Origin of the sequence: Streptomyces sp. NPDC090798, assembly GCF_044768965.1 — a bacterium.
Lineage (GTDB): Bacteria > Actinomycetota > Actinomycetes > Streptomycetales > Streptomycetaceae > Streptomyces.
The window spans coordinates 345,276-357,907 of the sequence record NZ_JBIVXA010000003.1; the positions used below are offsets into that span (position 1 = coordinate 345,276).

Genomic DNA, 12,632 nt, shown 5'->3' on the forward strand with positions numbered 1-12,632 from the left:
ACTAACCGATGGGCGAGGGGTACGCATGACCGACACCGGCCAGGTCCCGGGCGAGGGACTGCCGGAGAACGCAGGCATGGTGGAGCAGCCGGGCGTCCCCGCCCCGGGCGCGTACACCTACCTCGAACCCTCCGAGAACCCCGCCGAGGACGACGACCTGCTTCTCATGCCGGGCGCACAGGGAGCGTGGGGCAACGAGGTGGCTCCCCCGCCCCCGCAGCCCCTCGTCCAGGAACAGCCGATCGTCCATGAGCCGGGTCCGCACGAGACGGCCGGCCGGGACAGCGGTTCGCTCGACCTCAGTGGCGTCCGCGTACCCGGCCCCGCGGCCGCCCCGCAGCCGACGGCGCCGCGCCGCCCGCTGCACCTCGGCCCGCCGACTCCGGACGGCTCCGCGAGCCCGGTGCGCTCGCTCGCCGACCGCGGCCCCGCCGCCGCGCCCGTGGCCACCCCGATGAACCCCGTGACTCCCCCAACTCCGGTACGGCACGCGGGCCCCCCGACGACCGGTCCCGAGTACCTCGACGTACCGCAGCTCTCCGAGATCCCGCCGCAGGGCGCGGTGCCGTGGGGAGCGCCGCCGGTGGGTCCCGAGGGGACGGCTGCAGAAACGGTCGTCCCGTCGGCCGTCCAGGGCCCGGAGGCCGGAGTGATCGCCGAGGCGGTGACGGTGCCGGAGGCGGCGCCGGTCGCGGAGGCCGTCGAGCCCGCGGAATTCGCCCCGGTTCCCCAGGTTGCGGAGGTGGTCGAGGCTCAGGGACTCGCGCAGGTGCCCCAGGCCCCGGAGGCCGCCCACACGCCCGAGCCGTCGGAGGGCCACTTCGTCCAGCAGGCCGTGGAGGTCGCGCCGAGCCCCGAGGCCGAGCCGGGCTCTGAGGCCGAGTCGGGCCTTGAGACCGAGCCGGGCTTCGGGTCCGAGCCGAGCCTTGAGGCCGCGCCGGGCTTCGGGTCCGAGCCGAGCCTTGAGGCCGCGCCCGTGCCGGACGGTTTCCCGGCCTCCGAGGCCCCGGAGGCGACTCCCGCGGCGACGCCCTTCCCGGTCGCCCAGGACCTCCCGCACGTGGCGCCGACCGTGGACGACACCGCCGGGCACCTTGTCGACACCCCGGCACAGGTTTCCGAGCCGGGGGAGTCCTTGGCGACCGAGCGGGTGCTCCAGCCCGCGCAGGACCCGCAGTCGACGCCCGCGGCCGAGCCGCAGGCCACCGAACAGGCCCCCCAACTCGCCGACCAGGCCACCCACCTCGCCGAGGCCGCCGCCCACGCGGTGGACCAGGCGCCCCAGTTCACGGCCCACGCTGCCCACTTCCCGGAAGCCGGTGTCCACACCCCGGAACCCGTGGTCCAGTTGGCAGACACCGGTGCGGAGCCCGCGTCCCTCGCGCAGGCCGCGCAGGCCGCGCAGCCCGAGTTCGCCCCGGAGCCCCTCGTGGTGTCCGCCGCCCACGCCGCCGCCCACGCCGCCGCCGAGGCGCAGGCGCAGGTGGCGCACGCCGCGGACGACTCGTACGGACAGGCGGTCCCCGGCGTCGAGGCCTTCCCGGTCCAGGCCGCGCAGTTCGCGGCCCCCGCCGAGGCTCACGCCGCGTTCGCCGAGGCCGGTGCCGGTGTTCCGGTCGGCGTCGCCGCCCACGCACAGGCGCCTCAGGCGGCCACGAACCAGTCGCACGGCGAGCACCACCCCGGCGACACGGCAGGCGCCCCCGGATTCCAGGGCGCCCCCCTGGACTCCGCCGCGGACCAGCCCCTCGGCCAGTTCGTGCCCGTCGAGGGCACGGTGCCGACGACCCCGCACCTGGCTCCGACCCCGCCGCACGCCATGACCGTGCCGCCGCTGCCCACGGAGGAGCGGCCCCCGGTCGAAGAGCCCCCGGCGATGGTGGAAGCGGCGGCGGAGAGCCAGGAGGCTCCCCTCGCCCCTCTCGCCGAGGCGGAGCCCGTCGCCCCGGTTCCCGCGCCCCGCGCGGCCGAAGCCGAGACACCCCCCGTACCGGAGCCGTTCGAGGCGGACCCGGAGCCCGTAGTAGTCGCACAGCAAGCGGACGACCTGGACACCCAGGTCGCCGACCAGGAAGAGAGCACGGCCGCAGTGGAAGACGTACGAGAGTCCACCGGCCCGGCGGCCCCCGGCTACGACGATGCCGAGCGCGAGGCCGTGCTGCGCGTGATGCGCGAGCGCCGCGACATCCGCAACGGCTTCCGCAGCGACCCGATCCCGCACGACGTGCTGCTGCGGGTCCTGGAGGCCGCGCACACCGCGCCGTCCGTGGGCCACTCCCAGCCCTGGGACTTCGTCGTCATCCGCTCCGCCGAGACCCGGCGCACGATGCACGAGCTGGCCGCCCGTCAGCGCGAGGCGTACGCCAAGTCGCTGCCCAAGGGGCGGGCGAAGCAGTTCAAGGAACTGAAGATCGAGGCCATCCTCGACACCCCGGTGAACATCGTCGTCACCGCCGACCCGACCCGCGGCGGCCGTCACACCCTGGGCCGGCACACCCAGCCCCAGATGGCCCCGTACTCCTCCGCGCTCGCGGTCCAGAACCTGTGGCTCGCGGCCCGCGCCGAGGGGCTCGGCGTCGGCTGGGTCAGCTTCTTCGACGAGCGCGAGATGGTCCGCGCCCTCGGTCTGCCCGAGCACCTGGACGTGGTGGCGTACCTCTGCGTCGGCTATGTCGACGAGTTCCCCGAGGAGCCCGAGCTGATGCAGGCCGGCTGGTCCAAGCGCCGCCCGCTGTCCTGGGTCGTGCACGAGGAGACGTACGGCCGTCGCGCGCTGCCCGGCGAGGAGCCGCACGACCTGCTCGCCGAGACGGTCTCCAACATCCGCCCGCTGGACGCCAAGGCGCTCGGTGAGGCGTGGGAGCGCCAGAAGCGGATGACCAAGCCCGCGGGCGCGCTCGGCATGCTGGAGATCATCTCCGCACAGCTGTCCGGCCTGTCCCGGATGTGCCCGCCGCCGATCCCGGAGCCCGCCGCCGTCGCGATCTTCGCGGGCGACCACGGCGTGCACGCCCAGGGCGTCACCCCCTGGCCGCAGGAGGTCACCGGCCAGATGGTGGCCAACTTCCTGGGCGGCGGCGCGGTCTGCAACGCCTTCGCCAACCAGGTGGGCGCCGAGGTCTGCGTCATCGACGTGGGCGTCGCCTCCGACCTCCCCGCGACCCCGGGGCTCCTCCCGCGCAAGGTCCGCGCGGGCACCGCCGACATGACGACCGGCCCCGCGATGACCCGCGAAGAGGTCACGGCCGCCATCGAGGTGGGCATCGAGACGGCCCGCGACCTCGTGGCGGCCGGCAACAAGGCCCTGCTGACCGGCGAGATGGGCATCGCCAACACGACGGCGTCGGCGGCCCTGATCTCCGTCTTCACCGACACCGACCCGTCCGAGGTGACGGGCCGCGGCACCGGCATCAACGACGAGACCCTCGCCCGTAAGACCGAGGTCGTACGCCGCGCCATCGAACTCCACCAGCCGGACCCGGCCGACCCCATCGGCGTCCTCGCCGCGATCGGCGGCCTCGAACACGCCGCCATGGTCGGCCTGCTCCTCGGCGGCGCCTCCCTGCGTACGCCGGTGATCCTGGACGGCGTCAGCGCAGGCGCCGCCGCCCTCGTGGCCCGCGCCATCGCCCCCGAGGTCCTCGCGGCCTGCATCGCGGGCCACCGCAGCGCCGAGCCCGGCCACGTCGCCGCCCTGAACAAGCTGGGCCTGCGCCCCCTGGTCGACCTGGACCTGCGCCTCGGCGAGGGCACGGGCGCCCTGCTGGCCCTGCCGGTGGTCCAGAGCGCGGCGAGGGCGATGCACGAGGTGGCGACGTTCGACTCCGCAGGGGTCACCGAGAAGTAGAGCGACAACGCACCCGCTCGTGGGGGGCGGGGGCGCAGCAGCCCCCCCCACGCGGCGGAGCCGCACCGTGTCGCTGCCGGGACGGGGCGGGCTTGGGGAAGGAGCCCCTCCCGCCCCCGCCGTATCGTGGACCCGCACGCAAAACAGCACGTCAAGGCCGCTCCAGCCGAGCGCAGCGGCCCCGTACGAGGAGCCGCACCTCCATGGCCGAACACCCCGCCTACCCCGTAGGCCTCCGCCTCACCGGCCGCCGCGTAGTCGTCCTCGGCGGCGGCCAGGTCGCCCAGCGCCGCCTCCCGGCGCTCATCGCGTCAGGTGCGGACATCCACCTCGTGTCGCCCGAGGCCACCCCCTCCGTCGAGGCGATGGCGGACGCGGGCGAGATCACCTGGACGAAGCGCCCTTACGAGGACGGCGACCTCGCCGACGCCTGGTACGCCCTGATCGCGACCAGTGACCGGCAGGCGAACACGGACGCCTCCGCCGAGGCGGAGCGCCACCGCGTCTGGTGCGTCCGCTCCGACGACGCCGACGCGGCGACCGCCTGGACCCCGGCCACCGGCCACAGCGAGGGCGTCACGGTCGCCGTGCTCACCACGAACGCCAAGGGCCGCGACCCCCGTCACACCGCCGCGATCCGTGACGCGGTGGTCGAGGGTCTGCGCGACGGCACGCTCGTGGCGCCCCACCACCGCACCCGCACCCCGGGTGTCGCTCTGGTCGGCGGCGGCCCCGGCGACCCCGACCTGATCACGGTCCGCGGCCGCCGACTGCTCGCCGAGGCCGACGTGGTCATCGCCGACCGCCTGGGCCCGCGCGACCTGCTCGCCGAACTCCCGCCGCACGTCGAGGTGATCGACGCGGCGAAGATCCCCTACGGCCGGTACATGGCCCAGGAGGCCATCAACCACGCGCTCATCGAGCACGCGAGGCAGGGCAAGTCGGTCGTCCGGCTCAAGGGTGGCGACCCGTTCGTCTTCGGCCGCGGCATGGAGGAGGCGCAGGCGCTCGCCGAGGCGGGCATCGCCTGCACGGTCGTCCCCGGCATCTCCAGTTCGATCTCGGTGCCGGGTGCGGCCGGGATCCCGGTCACCCACCGGGGTGTCGCACATGAGTTCACCGTGGTCAGCGGCCATGTCGCCCCTGACGACGAGCGATCCCTCGTCGACTGGCCGGCCCTCGCCCGACTCCGCGGCACGCTCGTCGTCCTCATGGGCGTCGACAAGATCGGCAGGATCGCCGAGACCCTGATCGCGCACGGCAAGCCGGCCGACACCCCGGTCGCCCTGGTCCAGGAGGGCACGACCGCCGCCCAGCGCCGCGTCGACGCCACCCTGGCCACGGTCGCCGAGACCGTACGCACCGAGGACGTGAAGCCCCCGGCGGTGATCGTCATCGGCGAGGTCGTGAACGTGGGCGCGCGCAGCCCGCTGAACGCTTCCAAGTAACCACCGGTAACCCAACCCGTGCCCAGCCGTTGGCACCGCACCCAGGACAAGGCAGTATCACCCTGTGGCCGATCTCATCACCGTTGAGAACCCCGACGACCCGCGTCTGCGTGACTACACGGGCCTGACCGACGTGGAGCTGCGCCGCAAGCGCGAACCCGTCGAAGGCCTGTTCATCGCCGAGGGTGAGAAGGTCATCAGACGCGCCAAGGACGCCGGGTACGAGATGCGCTCGATGCTCCTGTCCGCCAAGTGGGTCGACGTCATGCGCGATGTCATCGACGAGCTCCCGGCTCCGGTGTACGCGGTCAGCCCGGAGCTCGCCGAACAGGTGACCGGCTACCACGTGCACCGGGGCGCGCTCGCGTCCATGCAGCGCAAGCCGCTGCCGACAGCCGAGGAACTCCTGCGGTCGGCGCGCCGGGTGGTCGTCATGGAGGCGGTCAACGACCACACCAACATCGGCGCGATCTTCCGCTCCGCCGCGGCCCTGGGCATGGACGCGGTCCTGCTCTCCCCGGACTGCGCGGACCCGCTCTACCGCCGCTCCGTGAAGGTCTCGATGGGCGCGGTCTTCTCGGTCCCGTACGCCCGTCTCGAGACCTGGCCCAAGGGCCTGGAGACGGTCCGCGACGCCGGCTTCAACCTGCTCGCCCTCACCCCGGACGAGAAGGCGAGGTCCCTGGACGAGGCGGCCCCGCACCGGATGGACCGGGTCGCGCTGATGCTGGGCGCGGAGGGCGACGGCCTCTCCACGAAGGCTCTGATGGCGGCGGACGAATGGGTCCGCATCCCGATGGCGCACGGCGTCGACTCGCTCAACGTCGGCGCGGCGGCAGCGGTCGCCTTCTACGCGGTGGCGACGGGCCGCCCACAGGCGTAGGGCCTGTCGGGCTCAGCCGTCCTCGCTGATCCGGCTGTGGTACTGCTCGGCCATCAGATCGCCGGGCGGCGGCGCGTACGACGGCTGTTCCTGTCGTACGTCCTTGCGCGTGCCCCCGTCGTCCAGCCCGCGGGCCGGCCCCTGGCAGCCCTGCGCCGCCGCGATGCCCAAAGCGACGAGCAGCGTCACCACGACGAACACGAAGAGCCGCTGGCGCAACAGGCGCGGATTGGCGGGCCGCCGCCCGGTCCCCGTGGTCCGGGGCGCGGGACGCCCGGCGCCGCTGCGGGGCGCGGGCCTGCTGCCGGAGCGTCCGGTGCTCCGGGCGGGCGCGGGTCGCGCACCCGACTGCGACGGCCGTGAGCCCCCGTTGGTGCCGCCCGTGCGCGGCGGCGGTGTGCCCTGCGGGCGGCGCTGGGTGGGCTGCTCGGCGTACTGCTCGGCGAGGCGCCCCGTCGGCCGGTCGGGATCATTGCGCTGCGCGGGCGGGCGGACGTCCGCCATGCCCTGCGTCTCGCGGGCCGCGATCTCCTTGAGCCGCAGGGAGAGTTGGAGCGTGCTGGGACGCTCCTCGGGGTCCTTGGCCAGACACGCGCGGACGAGCGGAGCCAGCGCGTCCGGAACGCCGTGCAACTGCGGTTCCTCGTGCACCACTCGGTACAGCATCACTTCGGAACTGCCGTGTCCGAAGGGCGAGTCGTTGGTCGCCGCGTACGCCAGCGTGGCACCGAGCGCGAACACGTCGGTGGCCGGGGTGACGGCGGCGCCGCGCACCTGCTCGGGCGCGAGGAACCCGGGTGAGCCGACCGCCGTACCGACGTGCGTCAGGGTGCTCGCCCCTGTCGCCCAGGCGATGCCGAAGTCGATGATCCGCGGCCCCTTCGGGGACAGCAGGATGTTGGAGGGCTTGAGATCCCGGTGCACGACACCGGCCTCGTGCACGGCGACGAGCCCCTCGGAGAGCGCGGCCCCGACGGCGGCCACGTCGGCGGCCGACATCGGGCCCTCCTCGGCGACCTTGTCGTGCAGCGAGGGCCCCGGCACGTACTGCGTGGCGAACCACGGGCGGTCCGCCTCGAGATCGGCGGCCACGAGCCGCGCCGTGCAGCCGCCCCTGATCCGCCGGGCCGCCGAGACCTCGCGGGCGAACCGCGACCGGAACTCCTGATCCTCCGCCAGATCCGGCCGGATCACCTTCAACGCGACCCGCTGGCCACGGCGGTCGGAGCCCAGGTAGACCACGCCCATCCCACCCGCGCCGAGCCGCCTGTGAAGCCTGAACGAGCCGACGACACGCGGGTCCTCGCGCCTCAGGCGCATCATCGCCATGTCCATCCCCGCTGCCCGGTCCGTTTGACGAGCCACAGCTTACGTTTCCGCGGCCGGGTGCGCGCAGAGGCCGCGCCCTCACGGCCCGATCGATTGTCAGTGCCGGGTGGGAAACTTGAAAGACGGTCAGGGAATGCGCGAACAGGACTGCTTTGGGCTGCCTGTGATCCCAACCGTCCATCGCAGAAGGGGGATTGAACCTGTGAAGGGTGATCGCGTGGAGATAGTCGTGGACGCCGGGGACACGACGCGTACGTACGAGGTGGTGGCCAGCAGGGCGGGTCGCAGAGTGGAGACCGCGGTGCGCCGGGGGGTGGTGGAAGTGAGCGAAGTCACCCGAAGCGGATCAGTGGTGCGCACCGCCCGCTTCATGGCGACTCGGGTGCTGGCGCTGGTCGAGCAGCCGGTGCCGAGGGAGGACAGCTCGGAACAGTCGGGGCACACCGGACGCCCCCTCCGGGAAGACCCTGAGACCTAGGTCCTCATCTCCACCCAGGGGAGTACACCGCAGGTCATCGCTCATCCTCCGGGAGGCCCGGCAATCGGTACGAGGGCATGACGACCGATCGCCGCCGCGCCCATAGATTTGAGGTCAAGCGGCGGGTGCAGCACTCGTCCCCCGAGGTCAGACACTCGCCGCTGCCAACCACATAGATGCTCGGTCAGGAGAGGGACCATGGCCCACACGGCACCGCGGACGGCGATCCGCACAGGACGCAAGGCGTACAGCGCCGCGTTCCGCCCGCGTCGTCAGGGTCAGCGCCACCCCTTGGTGGCGACAGTGATGGTCCTTCCCCTGGCGGCCCTGCTCGTAGTCGTCTTCGGCGGCTGGGACGCGGTGGTCACACAGGCGTCGTCCGTGGGCGTGATGCTGGGGCGCTGAGCGGCGCCCCAGGCCCGGAAGAGCGGTCCGGGCGGGGACATCCGGCCATGAAACCCCGTGGGGACGGGGGTGCGGCGGACGGCACAAATGCCCGCGCAGCTGGGGAGCTGCGCGGGCATTGTTTTTCCCTGACGCGGGTGCGGGCCGGTTTCCCCGAGTGCGGGGGCCGGGGGCGCAGCCCCACGGACCAGGGGCGCGGGGAACTGCGCGACCGGCCCCCCACCCACCCGCACCCGACGAACCCACCCGGGGATCCGGGGGCGGAGCCCCCGGGAACGGGAGGGGACTGGAAGGGGGCCGCGGGAGCGGAGAACGTACGCTCGCGAGGTACCGACCGCACACCCCAGGGGGCCCCGTGACCGCAGACGTGCTTCCCGCCCTGACCGCCGGGGCGCGCACCGCGGCCCACCCCGCCGACTCCCCCTGCACACACCACGACTCCGTCCTCGCCGACCGCCACGACGGCACCGTCGTCCGCCACGGCGACACCGTGGCCAAGGCCCACGCCCCGGGCACGGACCCCGCCGAACTCTCCCGCCGCCTCGAGCTCGCCGCACACCCCGCCCTCAGCGGCACCCTCCTCGCCCCGCTCCGCCGGAAGCCCGCCGACCTCCACGGCCGCCTGGTGACCTTCTGGCCGTACGGCACCCCGGTCGACCCGCAGAGCCCCGAGGCCGCTCCCTGGGAGGCTGCCGCGACCCTGCTGGCCCGCCTCCACCGGACCCCCGCGCCGGACGGCCTGCCGCCCATGCGGGGCCCCGCCAAGGCTGCCCGGGCGATCGCCCGGCTGCGGACCGCGGGCCCGCACCCGGCCGCCGCCCCGGTGCTGCGCGCCTGGGCGACCCTGCCCGCCTGGGCCCGCGCCGAGGACCCCATGCCGCCCACGGGAACCCTCTGCCACGGAGACCTGCACCTCGGCCAGCTCGTCCGCCACCCCGCGCCGACCGGCCCCTGGCTCCTCATCGACGTGGACGACCTCGGCGTGGGCGTCCCGACCTGGGACCTGGCCCGCCCGGCCGCCTGGTACGCCTGCGGCCTGCTCCCGCCCGACGAGTGGACCCGCTTCCTGACCGCCTACCAACGCGCCGGCGGCCCGGCCGTACCCGCCGACGGCGACCCCTGGCCCGCTCTGGACGTGGCGGCCCGCGCCCTCACCGTGCAGACCGCGGCCCTGGCGATCGCCAAGTCCCTGGGGGAGGACCGCCCCTTGGACGAGGTGCAGCAGGCCGTGATCGACGCCTGTGACCGAATGGGAGCCGTCCCGCCCGAGTTGGCGCAGGGCCCGACCGCGTAGGGTGCAACCGTTCGAGGCCGGACAGTGTCTGTCCTGGTGGAAGCGGTACCGAACGGCGAGGAGTTGAGCCGAGCATGCAGTGTCCGAAGTGCCATGCGCCGATGCACACGTACAACCGCAATGGCGTCCAGATCGAGCAGTGCAGCGGCTGCCGCGGGATATTTCTCGACTACGGCGAGCTGGAGGCGCTGAGCCGCGTGGAGTCCCAGTGGTCGCAGCCCGCGCCGCCCCCGCCCGCCCCGCAGGCCTACCCCTCGGCGCCCGCGCCCGCGTGGGGCGCCCCGCAGCACGGCGGACACGGAGGCCATGGCGGCGGTCACTACGGCGGTCACCACCGCCACAAGAGCTTCGGCCACATGCTCTTCTCCTCCTGAGCACGACCGGAGGAACGGCCTGACACGACGAAGCCCCCGACCGTACGAGACGGCCGGGGGCTTCGGATGGTGCGCGATACTGGGATTGAACCAGTGACCTCTTCCGTGTCAGGGAAGCGCTCTCCCGCTGAGCTAATCGCGCAGGTGAACCTGCAGATGGTGCGGGTGGTGCGTACTGCGTGCGCGATACTGGGATTGAACCAGTGACCTCTTCCGTGTCAGGGAAGCGCTCTCCCGCTGAGCTAATCGCGCGGGGATCCAGATGGACCGGGTCCTTGCGGACCAGTGGACGATACTGGGATTGAACCAGTGACCTCTTCCGTGTCAGGGAAGCGCTCTCCCGCTGAGCTAATCGTCCTTGGAGGTGGAGACGGGATTTGAACCCGTGTAGACGGCTTTGCAGGCCGTTGCCTCGCCTCTCGGCCACTCCACCAGGAGTCTGAGGGTTCGGGATGATCCCCCTCTTCCTGCGAGCGGACGACCAGGTTCGAACTGGCGACCTCAACCTTGGCAAGGTTGCGCTCTACCAACTGAGCTACGTCCGCGTGTCGTTTCCGTTCGGCTTGCGCGTCCCGGCGACGTGTTGAACTCTAGCGGATTCCCGGGCCAGCACAAAAACGCGTTTGCGCAGCGTGCTGCGGTCTGTCCGGCAAAGGACACGGTCAGGGCACCCGCAGGTCACCCGACCTAGACTCGACTGCGTGCTCGACCTCCCTCCTCTCGCCCGTTTCGGTGGCCTCGTCGCGACCGGCCTCCTCGACGTCACCAGCGACCCCGCGGCCCTGGAGTCGGCCGGTTTCTGGGCCGTCGCGGCCGACTTCGAGGGCGGCCTGGTCTGCGCCCGCTTCGCCGACGTACGCACCGAACCCGTGCCCGCCCCCGTCCCCGGGCAGTGGCGGGGCCCCACCCCCGGTGACTGGACGTCCTCGCTCGACCACGCCGCGTACACCTCCGGCGTACGCCGCATCCGCGCCCACATAGCCGCAGGCGAGGTCTACCAGGCCAACCTCTGCCGCGTCCTGTCCGCACCCCTCGCCCCCGACACCGACATCGACGCCCTCACCGCGCTGCTGGCCCGCGGCAACCCCGCCCCCTACGCGGGAACCATCCGCCTGCCCCGCCACGGCGTCGAGATCGCCACCGCCTCCCCCGAACTCTTCCTGCGCCGGACCGGCTCCGTCATCGAATCCGGCCCCATCAAGGGCACCGGACGCACCGAGGCCGACCTCCTCGACAAGGACCACGCCGAGAACGTCATGATCGTGGACCTCGTCCGCAACGACCTCGGCCGCGTCTGCGCCACCGGCACCGTCACCGTCCCCGACCTGTGCGTCGTCGAAAAACACCCCGGGCTCGTCCACCTCGTCTCCACCGTCCGCGGCCACCTGCGCGCCGACACCGGCTGGCCCGAACTGCTGGCCGCCGCGTTCCCGCCCGGCTCCGTCACCGGCGCCCCCAAAACCAGCGCCCTGACCATCATCGACGCCCTGGAGACCGCACCCCGCGGCCCCTACTGCGGCGGCATCGGCTGGGTCGACGCCGACCGCACCACCGCACAGCTCGCCGTCGGCATCCGCACCTTCTGGACCGACCGCGCCGCAGGCGTCCTGCGCTTCGGCACCGGCGCCGGCATCACCTGGGGCTCCGACCCGGAAAGGGAATGGCAGGAGACCGAGCTGAAGGCCGCCAGGCTGCTCGCGGTAGCGTCGGGACAGTACGGAGACGCGTACGAAAGTGGAAGGACTCTCTGACGTGAAGATCTGGCTCGACGGCGGCCTGCAGGACATGGAGTCCGCCCGCGTCTCCGTCTTCGATCACGGACTGACCGTGGGCGACGGCATCTTCGAGACCGTGAAGGCGGTGGAGGGGCGGCCGTTCGCGCTGACCCGCCACCTCGACCGGCTGGCCCGCTCGGCGCGCGGCCTGGGGCTGCCCGAACCCGACCTCGACGAGGTGCGCCGCGCCTGCGTCGCCGTCCTGGACGCCAACCCGATGCCACTCGGCCGACTGCGGATCACGTACACGGGTGGCTACGGCCCGCTCGGCTCCGACCGCGGCGAACAGGGCCCGACCCTGCTGGTCGTCCTCGGCGAGTCCACCCGCCGCCCCGACTCCACCGCCGTGATCACGGTGCCATGGACCCGTAACGAGCGCGGCGCCCTCACCGGCCTCAAGACCACCTCGTACGCCGAGAACGTCGTCGCCCTGGCCCGCGCACGCGAACAGGGCGCGAGCGAGGCGCTGTTCGCCAACACGGTCGGGCAGCTGTGCGAGGGCACGGGGTCGAACGTCTTCGTCGTCCTCGACGGCGAGATCCACACCCCGCCCGTGGCCTCCGGCTGTCTCGCCGGCATCACGCGCGCGCTCGCCGTCGAATGGACCGGCGCCAGGGAGACCGATCTTCCGCTGGACGTTCTGGAGCGCGCGGACGAGGTCTTCCTGACGTCCACGCTGCGGGACGTGCAGGGTGCGCACCGGGTCGACGGGCGCCAACTCCCGGGCGCGCCGGGCCCGGTGACCGCCAAGGCCATGCGGGTCTTCGAGGAGCGGGCCGGAAGCGACCTCGACCCGTAG

The 12,632-nt window shown here is 73.2% G+C and carries 10 protein-coding genes and 5 tRNA genes; 9 read left to right on the forward strand and 6 right to left on the reverse strand.

What is annotated here, in order from left to right; all coding sequences use genetic code 11:
- The first annotated feature begins 25 nt into the window (after positions 1–25).
- From cobT to ACIQTP_RS09110, 3 genes are all read left to right on the forward strand, one after another.
- Entirely contained in the window at positions 26–3,847 is a 3,822-nt protein-coding gene (gene cobT, locus ACIQTP_RS09100) for a nicotinate-nucleotide--dimethylbenzimidazole phosphoribosyltransferase (protein WP_403397793.1), read from the forward strand.
- Between the two features lie 203 nt (positions 3,848–4,050).
- Complete coding sequence (gene cobA, locus ACIQTP_RS09105) at positions 4,051–5,295, forward strand: uroporphyrinogen-III C-methyltransferase (RefSeq protein ID WP_403397795.1); 1,245 nt, start codon at positions 4,051–4,053, stop codon at positions 5,293–5,295.
- Positions 5,296–5,359: 64 nt separating this feature from the next.
- The gene (locus ACIQTP_RS09110; protein WP_075027593.1) at positions 5,360–6,178 is read left to right on the forward strand and encodes an RNA methyltransferase; all 819 of its coding nucleotides are present in this window, start codon (positions 5,360–5,362) and stop codon (positions 6,176–6,178) included.
- A 12-nt stretch (positions 6,179–6,190) separates the two neighbouring features.
- Here the strand turns inward: ACIQTP_RS09110 and ACIQTP_RS09115 are convergent, their stop codons facing one another.
- Positions 6,191–7,513, reverse strand: a complete 1,323-nt coding sequence (locus ACIQTP_RS09115; RefSeq protein WP_403397798.1) for a serine/threonine-protein kinase — start codon at positions 7,511–7,513, stop codon at positions 6,191–6,193.
- Positions 7,514–7,709: 196 nt separating this feature from the next.
- Here ACIQTP_RS09115 and ACIQTP_RS09120 point away from each other — a divergent pair, with 196 nt between their 5' ends.
- From ACIQTP_RS09120 to ACIQTP_RS09135, 4 genes are all read left to right on the forward strand, one after another.
- Entirely contained in the window at positions 7,710–7,985 is a 276-nt protein-coding gene (locus tag ACIQTP_RS09120; RefSeq protein WP_060902353.1) for a hypothetical protein, read from the forward strand.
- Between the two features lie 198 nt (positions 7,986–8,183).
- Positions 8,184–8,390 (forward strand): hypothetical protein, encoded by a 207-nt coding sequence (locus ACIQTP_RS09125; RefSeq protein ID WP_168490070.1) that lies wholly within the window; start codon positions 8,184–8,186, stop codon positions 8,388–8,390.
- 355 nt (positions 8,391–8,745) lie between these two features.
- Positions 8,746–9,684, forward strand: coding sequence for a phosphotransferase family protein (locus tag ACIQTP_RS09130; protein WP_403397802.1), 939 nt, complete (start codon positions 8,746–8,748; stop codon positions 9,682–9,684).
- A 74-nt stretch (positions 9,685–9,758) separates the two neighbouring features.
- Positions 9,759–10,058: a zf-TFIIB domain-containing protein gene (locus ACIQTP_RS09135; protein ID WP_054230604.1), complete on the forward strand. Its 300-nt coding sequence runs from the start codon at positions 9,759–9,761 to the stop codon at positions 10,056–10,058.
- A gap of 67 nt (positions 10,059–10,125) precedes the next feature.
- Here the strand turns inward: ACIQTP_RS09135 and ACIQTP_RS09140 are convergent.
- The 5 genes from ACIQTP_RS09140 to ACIQTP_RS09160 form a co-directional block, all read right to left on the reverse strand.
- A tRNA-Val gene (locus ACIQTP_RS09140) sits at positions 10,126–10,200 on the reverse strand.
- A gap of 38 nt (positions 10,201–10,238) precedes the next feature.
- Positions 10,239–10,310, reverse strand: a tRNA-Val gene (locus ACIQTP_RS09145).
- 34 nt (positions 10,311–10,344) lie between these two features.
- Positions 10,345–10,416: transfer RNA gene (locus ACIQTP_RS09150), tRNA-Val, on the reverse strand.
- 1 nt (position 10,417) lies between these two features.
- Positions 10,418–10,491 (reverse strand) — tRNA-Cys (locus tag ACIQTP_RS09155).
- A 39-nt stretch (positions 10,492–10,530) separates the two neighbouring features.
- A tRNA-Gly gene (locus tag ACIQTP_RS09160) sits at positions 10,531–10,603 on the reverse strand.
- A gap of 156 nt (positions 10,604–10,759) precedes the next feature.
- On the opposite strand from ACIQTP_RS09160, the gene ACIQTP_RS09165 reads away from it, so the two are divergent.
- Together ACIQTP_RS09165 and ACIQTP_RS09170 are read left to right on the forward strand one after the other, a co-directional pair.
- Positions 10,760–11,809: a chorismate-binding protein gene (locus ACIQTP_RS09165; RefSeq protein WP_403397805.1), complete on the forward strand. Its 1,050-nt coding sequence runs from the start codon at positions 10,760–10,762 to the stop codon at positions 11,807–11,809.
- Between the two features lies 1 nt (position 11,810).
- Positions 11,811–12,632: an aminotransferase class IV gene (locus ACIQTP_RS09170; RefSeq protein ID WP_403397807.1), complete on the forward strand. Its 822-nt coding sequence runs from the start codon at positions 11,811–11,813 to the stop codon at positions 12,630–12,632.